Source organism: Variovorax sp. 350MFTsu5.1, assembly GCF_048302515.1.
Taxonomy (GTDB): domain Bacteria; phylum Pseudomonadota; class Gammaproteobacteria; order Burkholderiales; family Burkholderiaceae_C; genus Variovorax; species Variovorax guangxiensis.
Genome location: NZ_CP157620.1, coordinates 5,132,902 through 5,153,790 on the forward strand (window position 1 = coordinate 5,132,902; position 20,889 = coordinate 5,153,790).

At 69.9% G+C, this 20,889-nt stretch carries 20 protein-coding genes; 13 read left to right on the forward strand and 7 right to left on the reverse strand.

Going from position 1 to position 20,889, the window contains the following annotated elements:
• The first annotated feature begins 38 nt into the window (after positions 1-38).
• From ABL843_RS23265 to ABL843_RS23285, 5 genes are all read left to right on the forward strand, one after another.
• A complete protein-coding gene (locus tag ABL843_RS23265) occupies positions 39-941 on the forward strand; it encodes an iron-containing redox enzyme family protein (RefSeq protein WP_418117488.1) in 903 nt (300 codons plus the stop codon).
• Complete coding sequence (locus ABL843_RS23270) at positions 938-1,885, forward strand: methyltransferase (RefSeq protein ID WP_418117489.1); 948 nt, start codon at positions 938-940, stop codon at positions 1,883-1,885. The genes ABL843_RS23265 and ABL843_RS23270 overlap by 4 nt, the downstream gene beginning before the upstream one ends.
• The gene (locus ABL843_RS23275) at positions 1,885-2,982 is read left to right on the forward strand and encodes a hypothetical protein (RefSeq protein ID WP_418117490.1); all 1,098 of its coding nucleotides are present in this window, start codon (positions 1,885-1,887) and stop codon (positions 2,980-2,982) included. Before ABL843_RS23270 ends, ABL843_RS23275 begins: the two co-directional genes overlap by 1 nt.
• A 14-nt stretch (positions 2,983-2,996) precedes the next feature.
• Positions 2,997-3,815, forward strand: coding sequence for a GNAT family N-acetyltransferase (locus ABL843_RS23280; RefSeq protein WP_184641163.1), 819 nt, complete (start codon positions 2,997-2,999; stop codon positions 3,813-3,815).
• 148 nt (positions 3,816-3,963) lie between these two features.
• The gene (locus ABL843_RS23285; RefSeq protein ID WP_418117492.1) at positions 3,964-5,508 is read left to right on the forward strand and encodes a diguanylate cyclase domain-containing protein; all 1,545 of its coding nucleotides are present in this window, start codon (positions 3,964-3,966) and stop codon (positions 5,506-5,508) included.
• 5 nt (positions 5,509-5,513) lie between these two features.
• Here the strand turns inward: ABL843_RS23285 and ABL843_RS23290 are convergent, their stop codons facing one another.
• The gene (locus ABL843_RS23290; protein ID WP_126023425.1) at positions 5,514-6,392 is read right to left on the reverse strand and encodes a LysR substrate-binding domain-containing protein; all 879 of its coding nucleotides are present in this window, start codon (positions 6,390-6,392) and stop codon (positions 5,514-5,516) included.
• 108 nt (positions 6,393-6,500) lie between these two features.
• On the opposite strand from ABL843_RS23290, the gene ABL843_RS23295 reads away from it, so the two are divergent.
• From ABL843_RS23295 to metC, 4 genes are all read left to right on the forward strand, one after another.
• Positions 6,501-7,094, forward strand: a complete 594-nt coding sequence (locus ABL843_RS23295) for a hypothetical protein (RefSeq protein WP_418117493.1) — start codon at positions 6,501-6,503, stop codon at positions 7,092-7,094.
• Positions 7,095-7,182: 88 nt separating this feature from the next.
• Entirely contained in the window at positions 7,183-8,766 is a 1,584-nt protein-coding gene (locus ABL843_RS23300) for a rhodanese-like domain-containing protein (RefSeq protein WP_418117494.1), read from the forward strand.
• 59 nt (positions 8,767-8,825) lie between these two features.
• Positions 8,826-9,845: a Bug family tripartite tricarboxylate transporter substrate binding protein gene (locus ABL843_RS23305; protein ID WP_418117495.1), complete on the forward strand. Its 1,020-nt coding sequence runs from the start codon at positions 8,826-8,828 to the stop codon at positions 9,843-9,845.
• Between the two features lie 45 nt (positions 9,846-9,890).
• The gene (gene metC, locus ABL843_RS23310; RefSeq protein ID WP_418117496.1) at positions 9,891-11,102 is read left to right on the forward strand and encodes a cystathionine beta-lyase; all 1,212 of its coding nucleotides are present in this window, start codon (positions 9,891-9,893) and stop codon (positions 11,100-11,102) included.
• Between the two features lie 4 nt (positions 11,103-11,106).
• Here metC and ABL843_RS23315 read toward each other — a convergent pair whose 3' ends face one another.
• The 6 genes from ABL843_RS23315 to ABL843_RS23340 all read right to left on the reverse strand — a co-directional run bounded on the left by ABL843_RS23315 (position 11,107) and on the right by ABL843_RS23340 (position 17,962).
• The gene (locus ABL843_RS23315) at positions 11,107-11,628 is read right to left on the reverse strand and encodes a lipocalin family protein (RefSeq protein WP_418117497.1); all 522 of its coding nucleotides are present in this window, start codon (positions 11,626-11,628) and stop codon (positions 11,107-11,109) included.
• Positions 11,629-11,791: 163 nt separating this feature from the next.
• Positions 11,792-12,220 (reverse strand): sel1 repeat family protein, encoded by a 429-nt coding sequence (locus tag ABL843_RS23320; RefSeq protein WP_418117498.1) that lies wholly within the window; start codon positions 12,218-12,220, stop codon positions 11,792-11,794.
• Positions 12,221-12,340: 120 nt separating this feature from the next.
• Positions 12,341-14,506, reverse strand: a complete 2,166-nt coding sequence (locus ABL843_RS23325; protein WP_418117499.1) for a TonB-dependent receptor — start codon at positions 14,504-14,506, stop codon at positions 12,341-12,343.
• A gap of 241 nt (positions 14,507-14,747) precedes the next feature.
• The gene (locus tag ABL843_RS23330) at positions 14,748-15,551 is read right to left on the reverse strand and encodes a class I SAM-dependent methyltransferase (RefSeq protein WP_184641156.1); all 804 of its coding nucleotides are present in this window, start codon (positions 15,549-15,551) and stop codon (positions 14,748-14,750) included.
• A 127-nt stretch (positions 15,552-15,678) separates the two neighbouring features.
• Positions 15,679-15,885 (reverse strand): YbdD/YjiX family protein, encoded by a 207-nt coding sequence (locus ABL843_RS23335; RefSeq protein ID WP_124462312.1) that lies wholly within the window; start codon positions 15,883-15,885, stop codon positions 15,679-15,681.
• Positions 15,886-15,889: 4 nt separating this feature from the next.
• Entirely contained in the window at positions 15,890-17,962 is a 2,073-nt protein-coding gene (locus tag ABL843_RS23340; RefSeq protein ID WP_418117500.1) for a carbon starvation CstA family protein, read from the reverse strand.
• Between the two features lie 219 nt (positions 17,963-18,181).
• Here ABL843_RS23340 and ABL843_RS23345 point away from each other — a divergent pair, with 219 nt between their 5' ends.
• From ABL843_RS23345 to ABL843_RS23360, 4 genes are read left to right on the forward strand one after another with little or no spacing between them, the layout of a single operon-like run.
• The gene (locus ABL843_RS23345) at positions 18,182-18,589 is read left to right on the forward strand and encodes a type IV pilin protein (protein WP_418117501.1); all 408 of its coding nucleotides are present in this window, start codon (positions 18,182-18,184) and stop codon (positions 18,587-18,589) included.
• On the forward strand, positions 18,583-19,140 hold the full coding sequence (locus ABL843_RS23350) for a type IV pilus modification PilV family protein (RefSeq protein WP_418117502.1): 558 nt from the start codon (positions 18,583-18,585) through the stop codon (positions 19,138-19,140). The genes ABL843_RS23345 and ABL843_RS23350 overlap by 7 nt, the downstream gene beginning before the upstream one ends.
• Positions 19,137-20,282: a PilW family protein gene (locus ABL843_RS23355; RefSeq protein WP_418117503.1), complete on the forward strand. Its 1,146-nt coding sequence runs from the start codon at positions 19,137-19,139 to the stop codon at positions 20,280-20,282. Before ABL843_RS23350 ends, ABL843_RS23355 begins: the two co-directional genes overlap by 4 nt.
• A complete protein-coding gene (locus tag ABL843_RS23360; RefSeq protein ID WP_418117504.1) occupies positions 20,279-20,851 on the forward strand; it encodes a hypothetical protein in 573 nt (190 codons plus the stop codon). The genes ABL843_RS23355 and ABL843_RS23360 overlap by 4 nt, the downstream gene beginning before the upstream one ends.
• Positions 20,852-20,889: the final 38 nt, after the last annotated feature.

Sequence of the window (20,889 nt, forward strand, 5' to 3'; positions counted from 1 at the left end):
ACTCTGCCCCTTTGCCCAGCGGATGACGAGGATCGGCCATGTCCACTGACGACACCCCGGACGCCAGCGCAGACACCAGCACGCAGCTTCACCGCCGCCTGGCGCGGTTCAACGCCGTGCGGCTGAGGCCCGGCATTCCTTCGCCGTGGTGGAAGGACGAACTCGCCGACGAGCACGCCTGCCGCCTGCTGGAAGGCGAGCATCTCGAAGCCCTGCGCGCCACCGTGCAGGCGGCGGCATCGGCTTCCACCGGCAACGCGGCCCACTTCGTCGCCTGGTTCGAGTCGCTGGAGCAGAACGGGCCGGGCCAGCACCATCCGCTCTTCGACTGGCTGGCCGGCGAAGCCACGCTGGCGCAGATGCGATGGTTCCTCACGCAGGAGGCCGCGGGCGAAGCGGGCTTCGAGGACCTGCTGGCCTGCACGCAGGTCAAGCTGCCGCCGCAGCCCAAGCTGGAGTGCGCGCGCAATTTCTGGGACGAGATGGGGCACGGCAAGCAAAGCGCCATGCACGGCCAGATGCTGGAGCAGATGGTGCGCGAACTCGACCTGCATCCGGCCATCGACACCACCCTTTGGGAGTCGCTGGCGCTCGCCAACACCATGGTCGCGCTGGCGACCACGCGGCGCTACGCCTACCACTCGATCGGCGCGCTCGGCGTCATCGAGCTCACGGCCCCGGGGCGCGTGAAGCTGGTGGCCGCCGGCATGCGCCGCCTGGGGCTGAGCGGCCGCGCGCGCGCCTATTTCGACCTGCACGCGGCGCTCGACGTGTCGCACTCGCGCGCATGGCTGCGCGAGGTGATCCGGCCGCTGGTCGAGGCCGATCCGTCCTGCGGGCAGTTCATCGCCGAAGGCGCGCTGATGCGGCTGGCCTGCGGGGAGCGCTGCTTCGAGCGCTACAGCGCCGAACTGCGAGTGGCCGAGGAGCTGGCCGCATGATGAACGCGGCCGATGTGCTGCGGCAGGTGGCTGGTACGGGCTATCGCTTCACCACCGTCACGCCGCTCACCCACCAGCGCGTGCTCGCCCGGCGCGGGCGCGAGCCGGGCATCACGCTGCGCGACATCTTCGGCTGGAACCTGTCGTTCGAGCCCCGCGCGGTGCCGCCGGAACTGCTGGCCGCCATGGAGCATGCCGGCATCGTGCGGCGTACTGGATCGCTGCTGCGCAGCACGGTGCGTATCGCCAGCCTGGGGGACGACCTGTTCCTTCACTCGGCCTACCCCACGGTCGAGGAGAACGCCGTGTTCTTCGGCCCCGACACCAGCCGCTTCGCGCGCTTCATCCGGCATGCGCTGGACCGGCATCAGGCGCAACGCAAGCCGCTGCGCGTGCTCGACGTGGGCTGCGGCAGCGGCGCGGGCGGCATCGCGGTGGCGCGCGCGCTGGCGGCCAGAGGCACGCCCGCGACGATCGTGATGAACGACATCAACCCGCTCGCGCTGCAGTACACGGCCGTCAACGCGGAAGTGGCCGGCGTCGAGGTCGCGCTCGCGCAGGGCGATGCACTCTCGGCCGTCGAGGGCGACTTCGACCTCATCGTGTCGAACCCGCCCTACCTCGACGACGCCGCCCAGCGCGCCTACCGCCACGGCGGCGCGCGGCTCGGGCGGGCGCTGAGCGCGCGCATCGCGGCCGAGTCGCTGAAGCGGCTGGCACCGGGCGGGCAGCTGCTGCTCTACACCGGCGTGGCGATGGTCGACGGCGAAGACCCCTTCCTCGCCGAGATACAGCCGCTGCTGGCGGCGCCCGCCTTCGAGTGGTCGTACGCCGAGATCGACCCCGACGTGTTCGGGGAGGAGCTGGAACGGCCGGTGTACGCGCACATCGACCGCATCGCCGCCGTGGGCCTCGTCGCCACGCGCAGGCCGGAGGCCGGGTGATGGCCGCGGAACTGGAGCTTGGCGGCGCCGAAGCCTCGCGGCTGGCCGTGGTGCGCGAATGCAGCGTGCTGGAGCGCATGCCCAAGTGGCTCATCTGCGTGCCGCTGGTGGCGCAGTGGCTGTGGCTCTCGCTGCGCCATGGCGGCGCCACCGTGCCCTGCGCGGCGAATCCGCACATCACTTCGGGCGGCATGGCGGGCGAAGGCAAGCTCGAATACTTCCGGGGCATGGGGCCGCTGGCGCGCTCGGTCACGGCCGACTACTGCGCGGTGTTCAACGACGGCACGGCGACGGAGGATTCGCTGCGGCAAACCATCGCCGCGGAGGGCCTTTGCTTCCCGCTGGTCGCCAAGCCCGACCTCGGCCTGTGCGGCTACGGCGTGCGCCTGCTGCCGGACATGGCTGCCCTGCTGGCGTACCTGGCGGTCTTTCCTCATGGCGAGACGGTGGTGCTGCAGCGCTACCTGCCGCAGGATGGCGAGGCCGGCATCTTCTACGCGCGCGATCCGGTCACCGGCGAAGGCCGCATCGTCGGGCTGGCGCTGCGCTACTTTCCTCGCGTGACGGGCGACGGCCGCAGCACGGTGGCCCAGCTTGTCGCAGCCGACGTGCGGGCGCGCCGCATCGCGCGCTCGCCGCGCCACGAATGCAGCGTACCGTTCGGCAGCGTGCCGGCAGCCGGGCAGCAGGTGCGGCTTGCCACCATCGGCTCCACCCGCGTCGGGGGGCTCTACCGCGACGCCGCGGCGCTCATCACCGCCGAACTGGTGCGCGCCGTCGACGCCGTCGCGCGCGACATGCCCGACTTCCGCTTCGGCCGCTTCGACGTGCGCTACGAGAGCCTGCGCGAACTCGCCGCCGGGCGCGGCTTCACGATCATGGAAGTCAACGGCGCGGGCTCCGAGGCCATCGAGGCCTGGGACCCGGACATCGGCGTGATCCAGGGCTTGCGCATGGTCTTCGCCAAGCAGCGGCTGCTGTTCGCCATTGGCGCGGCGCAGCGCAAGGCCGGCGTGCGGCCCATCGGCCTGCTCGCGCTCGCACGGCTCAACCGGCGGCAGAACCGCCTGGTCGGCCGCTATCCACCCTCCAACTGAGTGGCCAAACGCACATGGACATCGCCTCTTCGCAAGCCCGGCCCGACCGTTCGTTCACTTCGCCCGCCGCCATGCCCGCGCTGGAAACCCGCTGGGCCGACTGCGAGGACGATGTGCGCGACGCCCAGCGCCTGCGCTTCCGGGTGTTCGCACTGGAGATGGGCGCGCACCTCACGCCGCCTGAAGGCACCCCGCCCGGCCTCGACGCCGACCGCTTCGACAGCTACTGCGACCACCTGCTGGTGCGCTCGGTCGACCCGGTGAACGGGCCCGGCCCGCTCATCGGCACCTACCGCGTGCTCACGCCGGGCGCGGCACGCAGGGCCGGCGGCTTCTACACCGACACCGAGTTCGACCTCTCCCCGCTCGCCCCGCTGCGCGGCAACGCGCTGGAGCTGGGCCGCTCCTGCGTGGACGCCGACTGGCGCTCGGGCAGCGTCATCATGGCGCTGTGGGCCGCGCTGGGGCAGTACATGGTCGACCACGCGCTCGACACCATGATCGGCTGCGCCAGCATCGGCCTGGACGACCAGGGCGCGAGCGCCGCGCGGCTGTGGCACCGGCTGTGCCGTACCCACCTGGTGGAAGAGCGCTGGCGCGTGGAGCCGCGCATCGCGCTGCCGCTGGACGCCGAGCCCGACAGCGATGCCGACAGCGACACGCCGCCGCCGGCCGCTCCGCCGCTCATCAAGGGCTACCTGCGCTGCGGCGCGCGCCTGCTCGGACCACCCGCGCTCGACGTCGCCTTCAACACAGCCGACTTGCCGCTGATGCTGCGGGTGGACGACGTGGCGCCGCGCTACCGGCAGCATTTCTTCGGCATGGCGAGCTGAATCCGGCCGACGGACAAAGGCGGAAGGAGGCCCAAAGAAGGGCCTGGGCAGCGCTTCGGATACAGTCCCGCACCTACCCGCCTCCAGACCCGACGCCAGAGTGAATCTCCGAAAATCCGCAAACAGCCTGGTTTTCCGTCTGCTCGTCATGGGTCTGGTGATGGCGGTCGTGGGCACCGCCGCCAGCTACATCCAGCTCACCCGCTTCCTGCGCGAGGACCTCACCAGGTCGGTGGCGACGCAGCAGACGGCGCTGGCCACCTACGTGGCCCGCGACGTCGACAACTACCTGGGCGAGCGGCTGTCGTTTCTGGAGCGGCTGGCGGGCGCCGTGCCGCCCGAACTCCTGGCGCAGCCCGGGCAGCTGCGGGCATGGCTCGCCGAACGCAGCACGCTGAGCGCCCTCGTCCCCCTCGGACTGACAGTCGCCGACACCGGCGGCAAGCGGCTCGACGATGCCGGACAGCTGGTCACGGACAGTCCGGAATTCACCGCCGCGCTCGCCGGGCAGCGCGCGGTGGGCCGTCCTCACGCCACGCTCTCGGGGCACTCGGCGCTGCCCATGGCCGTGCCCATGCGCAACGGCGCCGGCCAGGTTGTCGCGGTGCTGCTGGGCACCGCCGACCTCACGGCCGACGGCCTGCTCGACCATCTGCAGGATGGGCGGGTGGGCCAGTCCGGCGGCATTCTCGTGATCTCGCCGCGCGACCGGCTCTTCGTCGCTTCCACGGACGTATCGATGTCCCTCAAGCCCACGCCGCCGGATGGCGTGAACCTGCTGCACGATCGAGCCATGGCGGGCTTTCGCGGCAGCGGGACGACGCGCAACGCCAAGGGCATCGACGAAATCTCCGCCATCGCCTCGGTGCCGACGAGCGGCTGGTTCGTGGTGGCGCGGCTGCCCGTCGCGGAGGCGCTGGCGCCGGTGGGGCGGATGCAGTCCTTCATCCTGGCGCAGCGCGGGCCCGCGGTGTCGGCGGTGCTCATCGTGCTGGGCCTGGTCATGGCCTGGCTGCTGCGACCGCTGTTCCGCGCCGCCGACCAGGCCGACCGCATGACCCGCGGCGAACTCCCGCTCGCGCCGCTGAAGGTGGTGCGCGACGACGAGATCGGCCACCTCACGCAGGCCTTCAACCGGCTGCTGGCCAAGCTGCTCGACAACCAGGAGGCGCTGGAGCGCCTAGCCCACCACGACACGCTGACCGGCCTGCCCAACCGCAAGCTGCTGGACGACCGGCTGCAGCAGGCGCTGGCCCACGCCGGGCGGCAGGGGCACATGGTGGCGGTGCTGTATCTCGACCTCGACGGATTCAAGAGCCTCAACGACACCTTCGGCCACGAGGCCGGCGACAGGGTCTTGCAGGAAATCGCGCGCCGGCTGCAGGAACTGGTGCGGCAGACGGACACGGTGGCCCGCATCGGCGGCGACGAATTCGTGCTGCTCGCCACCGGCCTCAAGGAGCCCGCCGAACAGGGCGCGCTGGCGCTGGCGCAGCGGTGCATCGACGCGATCACCGAGCCGCTGCCGCAGGAGCAGGCCGGCATGGCGATCGGCGTGTCGGTCGGCATCGCGCTGGGCAACGGGAGCGAGGCGCCGCGCGACCTGCTCGCCGCGGCCGACAAGGCCATGTACCGGGCCAAGCAGGGCGGGCGCGGCAGCTATGCGATGACGGGCGTGGCCACCGAGGGTTGACCGAACTACGCCGGCATGTCCGTGCGCGGCAGCCGCAGCTGTTTCTTCAGCGTCTCGAACACCTGCCGCGTGACCGGGTTCACCACGTGGCTGCGCACATAGAGGTAGTAGGCCAGGTCGGGCAGCCTCGGCATGCCGTCGCCGGCGCCGAGAACGCGCAAGCCGGCGTCGAGCTGCTCCACGCCGCGCGCAGTCACGCCCAGCCCGGCGCGCAGCGCGGCCTTGATGCCGATCAGGCTCGACGATGTGTAGCGCGGCGTCCAGGCCACGCCCGCGGTGTCGAGCGCCTCGTGGCCGATGCGGCGGAAGATGCTGGGCCCGTCGGCCATGATGAGCGGCACCGGCTTGGCGGGGTCGTGCACGTAGCTTGCGGCGCACAGCCACACGGTGGGCGAGTTGCGCAGCACCACGCCTTCGAACTGCGACTGCGCGTCGGCGCGGTTGGAGATGATCATGTCGACCTCGCCGCTCTTGAGCGAAGTCATCAGGTAGGGGCTGCGGCCGATGTGGATGTCGAGTTGCAGCAGCGGCGATGTGCGCGCCACCTCGGCCAGCAGCAGCGGCAGCATGGTCTCGGCCACGTCGTGCGGCGCGCCGATGCGCAGGTTGCCTTCGAGCTGACCCTGCCGCAGGCTGCGCAGCGCCTCGTCGTTCAGCGCCAGCATGTGGTGCGCGTAGGTCAGCAGTCTCTCGCCGTGCTCCGTCAGCCGCTTCTGCCGCCCCTGCTTGGCGAAGAGCGGGTGGCCGATCTGCTCCTCCAGCCGCTGCATCTGCTGCGTGATCGCCGACTGCGTGCGCCCCAGGTGCACCGCCGCCGCCGCGAAGCTGTGATGGCTGACGACGGCCGCGAAGGAGCGCAGCAGTTCGAGATCGAGCGTGGGCATGTATTAATTTTATTGAAGTGTTTCCTGCGCCAGCTGGATTGTTGCGTCACGCCCCCGTCACTACAGTGGACGCACATCGAACAGGTAACCCCACTGGAGAAAGACCGAATGAGCAGCACCCCGTCCGAGCAACGCAGCCAGGCCGTCGAGGCGTCCATCGCCACCATGAAGAAGGCCATCGGCGGCGGCGAGCCCACCCGCGAGAAGCTCGCCGTGGTGCTCGACGCGCTGCAGGGCCTGGCCGCGCGCACCGCGTACTGGGGCGCCGCCGACTTTCCGCCGCCCGAGGCCGGCGAGCACCAGGCCCGCTACCTGATCGCCGAAGACGCCGACCAGAGCTACGCGCTCTACCTGAACGTGATGCGCCCGGGCAAGAAGATCGTGCCGCACAACCACACCACCTGGGCCTGCATCGCGGCGGTGGAAGGCACCGAGCACAACCGCGTCTACGAGCGCACCGACGACGGCAGCGTGCCGGGCGTGGGCAAGCTCGAGCAGACGGAGCTGGTCGTCGTCGCGCCCGGCAAGGGCATCGCGCTGATGCCCGAGGACATCCACTCGGTGGAGATCCAGGGCGAGCAGGTGATCCGCCACCTGCACATGTACGGCCGCGCACTCGAAACGCTGAACAGCCGCACCGCCTACGACCTGGAAGCGGGCACGTACCAGACCATGGGCATCGGCGTGCAGACGCGCCGCTAGCCGCTTCTTCTTTCACCTTTTCTCGTTGTTCATGCGGGCCGCGCGCAGCGGCCTCGCAGGACCTCATTCGTCCCGACGCCCCGCCTCCATGACCCACACCATCGACCCGAAGACCCTCAAATCCTGGCTGCACGACGGCGGCGAGATCGCGCTGCTCGACGTGCGCGAGCACGGCCAGTACGGCGAAGCCCACCTGTTCTACGGCATTCCCCTGCCCTTCAGCCGGCTGGAGATCGACGCGCCGCGCCTCGTGCCGCGACGCGGCGTGCGCACGGTGGTCTACGACGAGGGCGACGGCGGCGAGGTCGCCGAGCGCGCCGCGGTGCGGCTCGCCGCGCTGGGCTACACCGACGTACACGTGCTGCAGGGCGGCGCCCGCGCATGGAAGGCCGCGGGCTACGTGCTCTTCGCGGGCGTGAACCTGCCCTCGAAGACCTTCGGCGAGCTGGCCGAGGAGGTCTATCACACGCCGCGCGTCAGCGCCGACCAGCTGGCCGACATGCTGGCGCGCAAGGACAAGGTGGTGGTGCTCGACGGCCGCCCCACCGGCGAGTTCCGCAAGATGAACATCCCCGGCGCCACCTGCTGCCCCAACGGCGAGCTCGCCTACCGCGTGCGCCGGCTGGTGCCCGACACCACCACGCCCATCGTCATCAACTGCGCGGGCCGCACGCGCAGCATCATCGGCGCGCAGACGCTCATCAACCTCGGGCTGCCCAACCCGGTGTATGCACTGGAGAACGGCACGCAGGGCTGGTACCTCAACGACCACAAGCTGGAGCACGGCGGCACGCAGCGCTATGCCGACGACAGCGGCAACACCGACCTGCGCCCCGCCGCCAAGGCGCTCGCAGCGCGCTTCGACGTTCCCAGCGTGAACGCGCAGACGGTGCGCCAATGGGCCGACGACGCCAGCCGCAGCCTCTTCCTCTGCGACGTGCGCACGCCGGAGGAATTCGCCGCCGGCACCCTGCCCGGCGCGCAGCACACGCCTGGCGGCCAGCTGATGCAGGCCGGCGACCAGTATTTCGGCGTGCGCGGCGCGCGGCTGGTGCTGTTCGACAGCGACGGCGTTCGCGCGCCCACCATCGCGAGCTGGCTGCGGCAGATGGGGCACGACGCGAGCGTGCTCGAAGGCGGGCTGGCGAGCGGGCTGGCTCTCACGCCGGCTGAGGCGCCTGCCGCACCCGCGCTCGACACCATCGACGCGAAGACGCTCGCAGCGCGCATCGAGCGCAACGACGTGGCCGTGATCGACCTGCGCGGCAGCATGCAGTTTCGCGCCGGCCACATCGCGCAGGCGCGCTGGTCGATCCGCCCGCGCCTCGCCGCCGACCTCAAAGGCGAGCCCCGCCAGCTCGTGCTGGTTGCCGACGACGCGGCGCTCGCCGCATGGGCAGCCTCCTGCGAACTCGCCGGCGTCTCGCCCGCCCCGCTGCTGCTGTCCGGCGGCATGGCCGCCTGGAGCGCCGCAGGCCTGCCCGTGAAGGCCACGCCCGCGCTGCCCGCCGACGCGGACTGCATTGACTACCTGTTCTTCGTGCACGACCGCCACGACGGCAACAAGGAGGCCGCGCGCCGCTACCTCGCCTGGGAGACCGGCCTCGTCGCGCAGCTCGACGCGCAGGAGCGCGCGGCCTTCCGGCTGCCGGGCACCGCATCGCACGCCTGAGCCCTCATCGGTCCCGCTTTCTGTTCGTCCTTGTCAGTTCCTATTCCAGGAGTTCCGTCATGTCGTTCGCCAGCCGCATCCCGCACATCGCCCATATCGCCAGACTTGCCGCCGCAGCCGCCTGGCTCGCGGCGCTCGCACTCCAGCCAGCCACCGCCGAGCCGATGGCGCCGCGCAACGGCTTCCCGTCGCAGCCGGTGAAGTTCATCTCGCCCTTCCCGCCGGGCGGCGGCAACGACGCGACGGCGCGCCTGGTCACCACCAAACTGCCGGAGATCATGGGACAGGCCGCCCTGGTCGACAACCGCGGCGGCGCGGGCGGCAACATCGGCGCCAAGGCAGTGGCCGACGCCAAGCCCGACGGCTACACCGTGCTCACGTCGCAGGTGTCGATCATGGCCGTGAACCCCTCGCTGTATGCCTCGCCGGGCTTCGACCCGATCAAGAACTTCGTGCCCATCACGCAGATCAACGCCGCGCCGCTCGCGCTGGTGGTGGAGGCCAACTCGCCACTCAAGAGCTTCGCCGACCTCGCCGCCAAGGCCAAGGCCAACCCCGGCAAGGTGACCTACGCGACGCCGGGCAACGGCACGCTCTCGCACCTGGTGGGCGTGGTGCTCGCCAAGGACAACGGCGTGGAGATGACGCACGTGCCCTACAAGGGCGCCGGCCCCGCCCTCACCGACCTGATCGGCGGACAGGTGGACGTGATGGTGACCTCCACCGCGTCGGTGGCGGGCATGGTGCAAGGCGGCAAGCTGCGCGTGCTGGCCGTGACCAGCCCGCGCCGCATCGGCGTGTTCGCCAAGGTGCCCACGCTGGAAGAGCTGGGCTATGCCGGCGCGCGCTTCGAGGACTGGTATGGCTTCTTCGCCCCCGCCGGCACGCCGCCGGAGCGCGTGGCCTTCCTCAACGAAGCCATCGTGCGCACCCTGCGCCTGCCCGAGGTGACCAAGCTCGTCACCGACGGCGGCAGCGAAGTGGTGGCCAGCACGCCCGATGCTTTTGCTGCGCAGCTGAAGCAGGACATCGAGCGCTGGTCGCGCATCGTCAAGCTTTCGGGTGCGCGCGCCGACTGATTGAAGCAACATAGCGGCCCAGATTCGCCTTTCCAGCAGAACACGATGCCCGACTCGCACCACGCTTCCTCCGGCCTGACGCTGGACACCCGCCTCACCCGCACCGGCAAGTCCCCGTCCCATGCCGGAGGCGTGCCCGTCAACACGCCGCTGGTGCGCGCCAGCACCGTGCTCTTCGACAGCGTGGGCGCCATGCGCGACGCTCGCGCTCGGCGCGACAAGGAGCGCATCTTCAGCTACGGCGCGCGCGGCACGCCCACCACCTTCGCGCTGGAAGACGCGGTGAGCGAGCTCGAAGGCGCCTGGCGCACGCGGCTTTTCCCGACCGGCCTCGCGGCCATCGGCATGGTGCTGCTGTCGTACCTGAAGCCGGGCGACCACGTGCTGATGTCCGACAGCGTGTACGAGCCCACGCGCAACCTCGTGCATTCCTTCCTGGAGCCCTACGGCATCCGCAGCACCTTCTTCGCGGCGGACGGCAGCGGCATCGAGGAACTGTTCGAGCCGAACACGCGGCTGGTGTACGCCGAATGCCCTGGTTCGCTGGTCTATGAGATGTGCGACCTGCCGAAGCTGGCCGAGCTGGCGCATGCACGCGGTGCGCTGCTCGCGGCCGACAACACCTGGGGCTCCGGCGTCCAGTACCGCCCGCTCGCGCTGGGCGCAGACATCTCGACGATGGCCGCAACCAAGTACCTCTCGGGCCACTCTGACGTGATGATGGGCACCGTCGCCACCACCGAGGCCGCATGGCGCCCGCTCAACGAACGCTGCGACGCCTTCGGCATGACCGTGAGCCCCGACGATGCATGGCTGGTGCTGCGCGGCATGCGCACCCTCTCGGCGCGGCTGCAGATGCACGAGCGGCATGCGCTGGAAGTGGCGCACTGGCTGCAGGAGCGGCCCGAAGTGGCGACCGTGTTCTGCCCCGCGCTACCGCAGCATCCTGGGCACGAGATCTGGAAGCGCGATTGCAGCGGTACGAACGGGCTGCTGTCGATCGAGCTGCAGCCGGGCGTCGGGAACGCGGCGGTCGAGCGTTTCGTCGATGCGCTCAGGCTCTTCGGCCGCGGCTCCTCATGGGGCGGCTACGAGAGCCTCGTCGCCTGGACCAACATGCGTGCCGCGCGCAGCGTGACCGACTGGAGCGGGCGCGGCGCGGTGGTGCGGCTGCACGTCGGGCTGGAGTCACCGCGGGACCTGGCGGCGGACCTGGCGAGCGGCTTCGAGGCGATGGCCTCTGCCAGCGGCGCCTGAATGGCTACTGCTTCGCGGCGCCGGCCTGTTCCTCGGGCCAGCGCTGCGGCACGCGGCGCAGGCTCTCGACCGAATACCCCAGCCCTTTGAGGCGCGCGACCGCCGCCTCGTAGGCTGGCTCGGGAATGCTCGGCGTGCGCGCCATGATCCACGCGTAGTCGCGCTTGCTGCGGCCGACGATCGTCAGGCCGTAGTCCTTGTCGACGTCGACGATCACGTACTCCGCCTTCACCGGCCACACGAACTGCATGCCCCACACCGCGTTGCCGGTGCCGGGCACCACGCGGCCCACCGGGTTCATGGTCTTGAGCGGGCCGTCGAAGCCGCCTTCGCGGTAGCGGAAGCGCGTGTCGATGCGGCCGTCGGGCTGCAGCGTGTACGACTCCACCGCGTTGAAGGCATCGCGTTCCGGCCGCGTCGGGATATTGCCGATCACGTACCAGTCGCCCATGAAGCGCTGCAGGTCGATCTGCTTCGCCGTCGGGATGGTGGGCGGCGACACCGCGCACCCGGTAACCAGGAGCATCGCCGCCACGCCTGCCGCGATGAGAAGAGCCGGGCCGGCCAATGGGTGTTTCGGGTGTCGCTTCATCTTGCTCGTGCCTCCGATGGAAGAGCCCCAGCCTAGCGACCTCCCCGGCAGGCCTGCGTCGGACGGCGCCTTCGCCCATGATCGGGCGCCCGGCCCTTCAGCCGCAGGCGCGGCGCCCGTCGGGCGAACTGCGCAGGCGGTTCAGGAAGGTCAGCTGCACCTTCGCCGTCTCGCTGCCCTGCACCGCCGCGCGGCGCATCCATTCGCCGGCCTCGCAGCGGTCGGCCTTCACGGCGGTGCCGTAGAGCGCGGGGCCGGTCATCAGCACCATCCCGAGCATCTCCTGCGCCTCGGCGTGGCCGTGCGTGGCGGCATCGCGCAGGTGCTGGAGCATGGCGCGGTAGTCGCGAGCGGCCTGGGCCTCCAGCGCAAGCTGGAAGCGCTGCTCGGCCTGCAGGTCGATGTCCGCGCCCGAAGGACGCGCCGCGCTGATCGCGGCCGCCAGCATCAGCACGCCCGAGAGCACCACACGCAGGCGCAGCGAGAGGCCGGTCATCCGGCCGAGGTCGAGTTGTTCGGTTGGCATCGATAGGCTCCACGGACGTTGTTGTCGTGGAGGCATCGTCGTGCCGCGGCGCCGAACGGAAAAGCAGGAATTCGCGCAGGCGGGCTCAGCCGCAGACTGAGCCCGCAACCGCATCCGGGATCAGAACTTCGCGGTCAGCATCACCTGCAGTTCGCGCCCCGGGCCCGGCATGATCAGGTTGTCCACGCTGCCGTGCGCCGACACGTAGTACTTGCGGTTGGTGATGTTCTTCAGGTTCGCCGAGATCTCGTAGCGCCCGGTCTTATAGCTCGCGGCCAGGTCGGCCGTGACGTACGAGGGCAGCGTGACGAGGTTGCTCAGCGACGCGTAGCGCGAGGCCACGTAGTTGACGCCGCCGCCGGCGCTCAGGCCGTTGCCCAGGTCCTTCATGAGCCACACGAAGGCCGAGTGCCGTGGCGTGAGCGGCGCGATCTTGCCCTGCACCGGCATCGCCGGGCCGATCGGCAACTGCAGCGAGCTCACCGTGGCCAGCGACCTGGTCATGCGCCCGTCGAGATACGCGTAGCCCGCGCTGACGTCCCAGCGGCCCGGCAGCTTGCCGGCCAGCGCCAGCTCCATGCCGTTGGTGCGCTGCGTGCCGACGTTGATCTGCCGCGCGGGGTTGGCCGGGTCGGTGTTCTTGATGCCCGAGCGCTCCAGGTTGAACAGCGCCGCCGTGACATTGAGCGCGCCGTCGAGGAAGTCGAGCTTGGCGCCGATCTCCTTGTTCACCGTGATCTCGGGGTCGTTGGCGGTGTTGCTGGCCGACAGCGCGAAGGTCTCGGCCGAAGGCTGGAACGAGCGGCTGTACGACACGTAGTACGACTGGGTTTCGCTCGGCTGCCAGACCAGGCCCGCGCGCGGGCTGAACTTGCGGTCGGTGCGCGACAGCGGCGCGAGCGTGCGCTCGAAGGAGGTGTCCTGCCCGAACACGTCGTAGCGGCCACCCACCAGCGCCTTCCACTGCGGTGCCAGCGTGATCTGGTTCTGCGCATAGAGCGCGGCCGTCTTGAACGTGGAGTTGCTCGGAATCGCGCTGGCGGCCGTGTAGCTCGAAAGCGGCAGCGGCGCCGGCACGGCCACCGGGTTCAGGATGCTCACGCGCTCGTAGCCGGTGGCCGAACTCACCGAGTACAGGCGCTTGTCCTGCTGGCCGAACTCGGCGCCGACCAGCCATTCCTGCCTGAAGCCGCCGAGCTCGTTGCGCCAGGTCAGGTCGGTCTGGTTGAACCAGCCGCTCTCGTCGCGGTCGACGAAGCCGCGCGTGCGGCCGACCGTGAGGCGTACCGGGTCGGTGGTGCCGCTGGGCAGGGTGTTGAAGCGGTCCAGCTTGTAGCTGTAGTAGCGCGTGGTGTTGCGCAGGGTCAGCGCATCGCTGAAGCGGTGGTTGAGCGTGGCGGTGAACGACTGCACCTTGGTCGTGGTGGTGTCGTCGCGCTTCGCGAACGCCGAGCCGTAGTAGGTGCCGATGGGCACGTTCACGGGGCGGCCGTTGAGCGCCGGGATGCCGAAGTCGGTGAGGCGCTGGTCGTGGGCGTTGGTGTACTGCAGCAGCAGGTCTGTCTGCGGGCTGAACTTGATGGCCAGCGAAGGCGCGATGTTGTAGCGGTCGATGAACTGCTGGTCGCGGTAGCTGCCCGACTTCTCTCGCGCCACGTTGAGGCGGAAGGCCATGTTCTCGCCGATGGGCGTGTTGAGGTCTGCGGTGGCGCGCTTGAAGTCGTGCGAGCCCAGGCCGAGCGACACCTCGCCGAAGGGGCGCTCGAAGATCGGCTTCTTGGTCACGCGGTTGACGAGGCCGCCCGACGAGCCGCGGCCGTACAGCACGGCCGCCGGCCCCTTGAGCACTTCGATGCGCTCGGTGTCCGACAGGTCGCGGAAGTACAGCGCGTCGTCGCGCACGCCGTCGACGAACCAGTCGGCAATGGCGGTGAAGCCGCGGATCACCACCTGGTCGCGCTGGCCGTCGCCCGCGTTGAACGACACGCCGGGCGCGTTGCGCAGCGCGTCCTGCATCGAGGTCGCGCCCTGATCGCGCAGCAGTTGCGCCGGCAGCACGTTGACGGCCTGCGGAATGTCGCGCAGCGGCGCGCTGCCCTTGGTGGCCGTGCTGCCGACGGAAGGCGCGTAGCCGACATCCTGTTCGGAAGTGACGGTCACCTCCTTGAGCGTGGCGTCGGTGCCCTGGGCCTGGGCCGCGCAGTGGGCAGCGGCCAGGGCGGCGACGATCAGGGACGGATTGCGCAGGCGAAGCTGAAGGCGCGGCGCGCGAGAACGGACGGACATGGCAGGAATTCCCTCAAGGCGATTTGTTTTTGAAATCGCGAAGCGCCACGCCGGCGCCTCCATCGCTTCGACGGAGAAACCGTGTGTGCCCTGCCTTGAACGAATCTGGGTTGGGTGCCCTCGCCGGCCCGCACCGGCGCGGTGGCCGGGGCTTCGGACGAGGGATCGCGTCGCGCGACCCGCGAATTCTAAATAAGTGCAACCGCGTTCCGGGCCGGCTCTCCGGCCGCCGCTGCGGCGCTCAGCGCGCGCGGGCCCGCGTCAGCAGGTAGCTCTGGTGCACCACGTTGTCGACGTAGTAAGGCTCGGCGAGCGCATCGAACTCGGCCCGCAGCGCCGCCAGCTTCCGCGGGTCTTCGGCAAGGCCTTCGACCAGCTTGCGCATCGGGCCGACCGAACGCTCCAGGAACAGGCGGAAGTGCCCCAGGCTCAGGGCCGGAAAGTGCATGGTGCCGCGGCCGAAGAACGGCGCGTCGAAGTGCTGGCCCAGGCGCTCCGTGACGATGGCCGGGTTGCCCCATTGAGGTGGCGGCGACGCGCCGGCCGGTGGCGGCGGCGAGTTGCGCCCGATGAAGGCGAACATGCGCCCCACGAAGTGCTCGGGCGGCCAGGTGGCGAAGGCGATGCGCCCGCCGGGCTTCAGCACGCGGCGCATCTCGGCCACGGCCACTTCGGGGCGCGGCGCGAACATGTGGCCGAACTGGCTGAGCACGACGTCGAAGGAGGCGTCGGCATACGGCAGGTTCTCGGCGTCGCCTTCGGTCCAGGCGATGTCGCCGTGCCCGGAAATACCGGCGTTCTCGCGCGCGGCCTCGATCAGTTCGGGCGTCAGGTCGAGCCCCGTGACGCGTGCGCCGCGGCGCGCCGCCGTGACGGCCACCACGCCGGTGCCGGTGCCCACGTCCAGCACGGTCTCGCCTTGCGCAACCTGCGCGAACCTGACGAGATGCCCGGCCACCGGCGTCGTGAACATGGCGGTCGGCGCGAAGGTCGACCACATCTCGCGCTGCCGGCTCTTGAACTCTGCAAAGGGATCCTGCGACATATCACCCTCCATTCCAGCCACGGGGCTGCGGACATGGAGGGGGACTCTAGGCCCGGGGAATGGGCCCGTCCATCCCGCGGAACAGGGCTTCGATCGGAAAGAGCTGTAACGCAATCCCGCGCCAGGTTCAGCAGCAGCGCCCCTTGCCCGCCCCGTAGCGCGCCTCCAGCCGCTCGCGGAAGAAGGCCTCGTAGCTCATCGGCGGCTGGTCGGGATGGGTGGCCGCCATGTGCGTGAGGTAGGCGTCGTAGTCGGGCAGCCCGACCATGAGCCGCAGCGACTGCTTGAGCGAGCGCGCGAAGTAGCGCCCGGCTTCCGGCAATGCGAGGCCCATGGCTTCAGTGGGCCGCCGTCGCGGCGGTACCCATCGGCTCGAACGGGGTTTCCTGCGCGGTCGGCCGGTTGGCCGCGCGCGCAGCGATGCAGGCCTTGATGCTGTAGACCAGCACGCTCAGCACCACGAAGATGAAGAGCGCGCACAGCGCGGCGTCGAGGCGGTCGTTGAAGACGATGCGCGACATGGCCTCCGGCGTCTTGGCCGGCGCCACCAGCACGCCGTTGGCGATGCCTTCGGTGTACTTGGCCGCGTGCGAGAGGAATCCGATCTTCGGGTCGGCCGAGAAGATCTTCTGCCAGCCCGCGGTGAGCGTGCACGCCAGCAGCCACGCGGCCGGCGCGATGGCCACCCACGCATAGCGCTCGCGCTTCATGCGGAAGAGCACCACCACGCCCAGCATCAGCGCGACGGCGGCGAGCATCTGGTTGGAGATGCCGAACAGCGGCCACAGCGTGTTGATGCCGCCCAGCGGATCGACCACGCCCTGGTACAGGAAGTAGCCCCAGGCCGCCACGCACAGCGCGGTGGCGACGAGGTTGGCCGGCAGCGAGTCGGTGCGCTTGAGCGCGGGCACGAAGCTGCCCAGCAGGTCCTGCAGCATGAAGCGGCCGGCGCGGGTGCCGGCGTCCACGGCCGTGAGGATGAAGAGCGCCTCGAACAGGATCGCGAAGTGGTACCAGAAGGCCATCATGGCCTGCCCGCCGATCGCCTGGTGAAGGATGTGGGCCATGCCCACGGCCAGCGTCGGCGCGCCGCCGGTGCGACCGAGGATGGTGGTCTCGCCCACGTCCCTGGCGGTCTGCAGCAGCATCTCGGGCGTGATGACGAAGCCCCAGCCCGACACCGTGGCCGCCACCTGCTGCGCGGTGGTGCCGACCAGCGCGCCGGGGCTGTTCATCGCGAAGTAGATGCCGGGCTCGATGCACGAGGCCGCCACCAGCGCCATCACCGCGACGAAGGACTCGGCCAGCATGCCGCCGTAGCCGATGAAGCGCGCATGGCGTTCGTTGTCGAGCATCTTGGGCGTGGTGCCCGAGGAGATGAGCGCGTGGAAGCCCGAGACGGCGCCGCAGGCGATGGTGATGAACAGGAACGGGAACAGGCTGCCCGACCACACCGGGCCGTTGCCCTGCGCGAACTGCGTGACGGCAGGCATCTGCAGCGTGGGCATCACGAACACGATGCCGATGGCCAGCGCGATGATGGTGCCGATCTTCAGGAAGGTCGAGAGGTAGTCGCGCGGCGCGAGCAGCAGCCACACCGGCAGGCTGGCGGCGACGAAGCCGTAGCCGACCAGCATCCAGGTGAGCGCCTTGCCGTCGAAGGTGAAGAGCGGCGCCCATTCCGGGTTCTGGCTCACGGCCTGGCCGCCGAAGATGGCCAGCATCAGCAGCACGAAGCCGATCACCGACACCTCGCCAATGCGCCCCGGGCGGATGTAGCGCAGGTACACGCCCATGAAGAGCGCCACCGGAATCGTCGCGGCCACCGTGAAGGTGCCCCACGGCGATTCGGCCAGCGCCTTCACCACGATCAGCGCCAGCACCGCGAGGATGATGATCATGATCATGAAGGTGCCGAACAGCGCGATCATGCCGGGCACGGGGCCCATCTCCTGCTTGACGAGGTCGCCCAGCGAGCGGCCGTCGCGCCGCGTTGAGATGAACAGCACGATGAAGTCCTGCACCGCGCCGGCGAACACCACGCCGGCCAGCACCCACAGCAGGCCGGGCAGGTAGCCCATCTGCGCCGCCAGCACCGGCCCCACCAGCGGGCCCGCACCCGCGATGGCCGCGAAGTGGTGGCCGAACAGCACGTTCTTGTCGGTCGGCACGTAGTCCAGGCCGTCGTTGTGGCGGTGCGCCGGCGTCTTGCGGTTGCCGTCCAGGCCTAGCACCTTGTCGGCGATGAAGAGGCTGTAGTAGCGGTAGGCGATCAGGTAGGTGCAGATCGCGGCGGCCACCACCCAGAGGGCGTTGACGCTTTCGCCGCGGGTCAGGGCCACGGTGGCGAGCGCGAACGCGCCGACCACGGCCACGACCAGCCACACCAGATGGCGGCGGATGCTGTGCATGCGGATGTCTCCTTGGGATTGAACCCGGGGAGTTTTGCCGGGCCCAGGCGCCGACGCATCCGTCGCACCGCGCGGAGCATGCGCGTGGCTTTGCGTAATGGAAAACCCTGGATTCCGCCGTGGTGGACACCGCACACCGGAGCTTCCAGGCCCTTGCATTTCCCTCAAATGTGATAAATTCACATAATTAACAATGTGAAACATTCCTTCCGAGCCACGATGAACCAGCATTCGCAGGCACGCAGACGCAGCAGCGGCTTCACATTGATCGAGGTCATGATCACGGTCGCGATCGTGGCCATCCTGGCTTCGATCGCCCTGCCGAGCTATCAGCAGTACATCATTCGCTCGAAGCGCTCGGCGGCCCAGGCGCAGATGATGGACATCGCCAACCGGCAGCAGCAGTACCTCATCGCCAACCGCGTCTACGCCGACAAGGCGGCGCTCACCGCCAGCGGCTACAGCCTGCCGTCGGAGGTTTCGGCGAACTACAGCTACGACGTCACCCTCTCGACCTCCGGCGCGCCGGGCTACACGCTCACCTTCACGCCGACCGGCTCGCAATCGGGCGACGGCAACCTCAGCCTTACCAGCGAAGGCGTGAAATCGCCGGCGGGCAAATGGTGACGCGCCGCTCCATCCACCGCCAGCGCGGCACGACGCTGATCGAAGTGCTGGTCACGCTGCTCGTCGTGGCTTTCGGGCTGTTCGGCCTCGTCGGCCTCCAGGCCCGCATGCAGGCCTCCGAGATGGAGTCGTACCAGCGCTCGCAGGCGCTGATCCTGCTGAACGACATGGCCAGCCGCATCGCCATCAACCGCCGCACCGCGGCCAGCTACGTCACCAGCGCACCGCTGGGCGCCGACGCCGCTTGCCCCACCGCCACCGGCACGCGGCAGCAGGTGGACGCCAAGGAGTGGTGCGACGCACTGCAGGGCGCCGCCGAGGTCTCCGGCGGCAGCAAGCTCGGCACCGTGATCGGCGGGCGCGGCTGCGTGGAGGACATGGGCAACAACGAGTACCTGGTCACCGTCGCCTGGCAGGGGCTGGGGCCGATCTCGGCGCCGCCGGCCGGCGTGGCCTGCGGCAAGGGCCAGTACGACAGCGGCACCACGTGTACCGACGACAAGTGCCGCCGCGCCGTGACCACGCTGGTGCGCATCGGATCGCTCTCATGAGCCGCCCGCGCGCCTTGCAGCACGTCCGGCATGCCCAGCGCGGCCTGACGCTGATCGAGCTGATGGTGGCCATCACCATCACGCTCATCGTGGTGGCCGCGCTGCTCGCGCTCTTCCTCAACGTGAACAACTCCCAGCGCGAGCTGGAGCGGGTCAACCGGCAGATAGAAAGCGGCCGCCTCAGCGTCTTCGTGCTCGAGAACGAGCTCTCCCATGCCGGCTTCTGGGAGAACTACATGCCCGAGTTCGACGACCTCACCGTCACCGGCGCTCCCACGCACGTGCCCACCGGCGCCCTGCCCGACCCGTGCCTGCCCTACTCCGTCGCGAACTGGACCGACGACTACAAGCGCCAGCTGCTCGACCTGCCGGTGCAGACCTACGACAGCGTCCCCGCCAGCTGCACCGACCTGCTGAAGAACATGAAGGCCGGCACCGACATCGTCGTGGTGCGCCACGCCGAGACCTGCCTGCCCGGCACGCCCAACTGCGAGGCGGACACCAGCGGCGCGATGTATTTCCAGTCGTCGCTGTGCGGCACGCAGAAGCCCTCCTCGTTCGACCTGTCGACCGCCGGCTTCGGCAACATGTTCCAGAAGGACTGCACCACCCCCTCGCCCAAGCGCAAGCTCGTCGCCGACATCTACTACGTGCGCGACTACGCCGACACCGTGGGCGACGGCATTCCCACGCTGGCGCGCTCGCGCTTCGACTTCGTGGGCGGCACGCTGGCGCAGCAGCCGCCCACGCCGCTGATCGAAGGCGTCGAGGGCTTCCGCGTCGAACTCGGCCTCGACACGCTGAGCAAGACCGGCGCCGCCGTCGACTACACCACGGCCATCGCCTGGGCCGACCCGGCGAACAAGTCCACGCCGGCCAACCGGGGCGACGGCAGCCCCGACGGCAACTTCGTGCACTGCACCACCAGCCCCGCCTGCACCGCCGACCAGCTCGTCAACGTGGTGGCCGTCAAGCTCTTCGTGCTGGCGCGCAGCTCCGAGGCCTCGCCCGGCCACACCGACACGCGCACCTACCAGCTCGGCGGCGCCACGCTCGGGCCTTTCAACGACCACTACAAGCGCCACGCGTTCTCCACCTCCGTGCGCCTGAGCAACGTCACCGGCCGAAGGGAGACGCCATGAACACCAGCGTGCCGTTCGCCCGCGACGCCGGCCAGCGCGGCGCCGCCCTGCTCATCGGAATGATCATGCTGCTGCTGATCACCCTGGTGGTCACCGCGGCCTTCAACCTGAGCAACGCCAACCTCAAGGCAGTGGGCAACCTCCAGACGCGCAACGAGGCGGTGGCCGCCGCCAACCGCGCGATCGAGGAAGTCGCCACCAGCCTGCTCGTGCCCGGCAGCGACGGCAGCCCCACGCTCGCGCCGCCGCAGCGGACGGTGAGCATGGTCGACATCGACAACGACGGCATCACCGACTACAGGGTGGACGTCGCTCCCCCCGTTTGCGTGCGCGCCACCAAGGCACTCGACACCGGCAGCGGCGGCAGCACCGGCCCGGGCGGCGTCACCGGCGGCGCATCGAGCAGCGGCTCGGGGCTCTCGACGCTGCCCGACCAATACAACTCCGTGTGGGACATCAGCACCACGGTCACCGACGCCCGCAACGGCAACGGCGCCACCACCTCCGTGCGCCAGGGCGTGCGCGCCCTGCTCAACAAGGCGCAGTTCGAAGCGTTCTGCGCCTCCTAGGCATGCCAATTCAAGACAACCCGACGACGAACAGGCCC

Bases quoted from the DNA above. Each gene is read 5' to 3' on its own strand.
- ABL843_RS23280 (WP_184641163.1), top strand. From the start codon at position 2,997: ATGGACATCGCCTCTTCGCAAGCCCGGCCCGACCGTTCGTTCACTTCG.
- ABL843_RS23275 (WP_418117490.1), top strand. From the start codon at position 1,885: ATGGCCGCGGAACTGGAGCTTGGCGGCGCCGAAGCCTCGCGGCTGGCC.
- ABL843_RS23295 (WP_418117493.1), top strand. From the start codon at position 6,501: ATGAGCAGCACCCCGTCCGAGCAACGCAGCCAGGCCGTCGAGGCGTCC.
- ABL843_RS23340 (WP_418117500.1), bottom strand. From the start codon at position 17,962: ATGCACAGCATCCGCCGCCATCTGGTGTGGCTGGTCGTGGCCGTGGTC.
- ABL843_RS23265 (WP_418117488.1), top strand. From the start codon at position 39: ATGTCCACTGACGACACCCCGGACGCCAGCGCAGACACCAGCACGCAG.
- ABL843_RS23355 (WP_418117503.1), top strand. From the start codon at position 19,137: ATGAGCCGCCCGCGCGCCTTGCAGCACGTCCGGCATGCCCAGCGCGGC.
- ABL843_RS23300 (WP_418117494.1), top strand. From the start codon at position 7,183: ATGACCCACACCATCGACCCGAAGACCCTCAAATCCTGGCTGCACGAC.
- ABL843_RS23320 (WP_418117498.1), bottom strand. From the start codon at position 12,220: ATGCCAACCGAACAACTCGACCTCGGCCGGATGACCGGCCTCTCGCTG.
- ABL843_RS23285 (WP_418117492.1), top strand. From the start codon at position 3,964: ATGGGTCTGGTGATGGCGGTCGTGGGCACCGCCGCCAGCTACATCCAG.
- ABL843_RS23325 (WP_418117499.1), bottom strand. From the start codon at position 14,506: ATGTCCGTCCGTTCTCGCGCGCCGCGCCTTCAGCTTCGCCTGCGCAAT.
- ABL843_RS23330 (WP_184641156.1), bottom strand. From the start codon at position 15,551: ATGTCGCAGGATCCCTTTGCAGAGTTCAAGAGCCGGCAGCGCGAGATG.
- ABL843_RS23345 (WP_418117501.1), top strand. From the start codon at position 18,182: ATGAACCAGCATTCGCAGGCACGCAGACGCAGCAGCGGCTTCACATTG.
- ABL843_RS23350 (WP_418117502.1), top strand. From the start codon at position 18,583: ATGGTGACGCGCCGCTCCATCCACCGCCAGCGCGGCACGACGCTGATC.
- ABL843_RS23360 (WP_418117504.1), top strand. From the start codon at position 20,279: ATGAACACCAGCGTGCCGTTCGCCCGCGACGCCGGCCAGCGCGGCGCC.
- ABL843_RS23315 (WP_418117497.1), bottom strand. From the start codon at position 11,628: ATGCTCCTGGTTACCGGGTGCGCGGTGTCGCCGCCCACCATCCCGACG.
- metC (WP_418117496.1), top strand. From the start codon at position 9,891: ATGCCCGACTCGCACCACGCTTCCTCCGGCCTGACGCTGGACACCCGC.
- ABL843_RS23335 (WP_124462312.1), bottom strand. From the start codon at position 15,885: ATGGGCCTCGCATTGCCGGAAGCCGGGCGCTACTTCGCGCGCTCGCTC.
- ABL843_RS23290 (WP_126023425.1), bottom strand. From the start codon at position 6,392: ATGCCCACGCTCGATCTCGAACTGCTGCGCTCCTTCGCGGCCGTCGTC.
- ABL843_RS23305 (WP_418117495.1), top strand. From the start codon at position 8,826: ATGTCGTTCGCCAGCCGCATCCCGCACATCGCCCATATCGCCAGACTT.
- ABL843_RS23270 (WP_418117489.1), top strand. From the start codon at position 938: ATGATGAACGCGGCCGATGTGCTGCGGCAGGTGGCTGGTACGGGCTAT.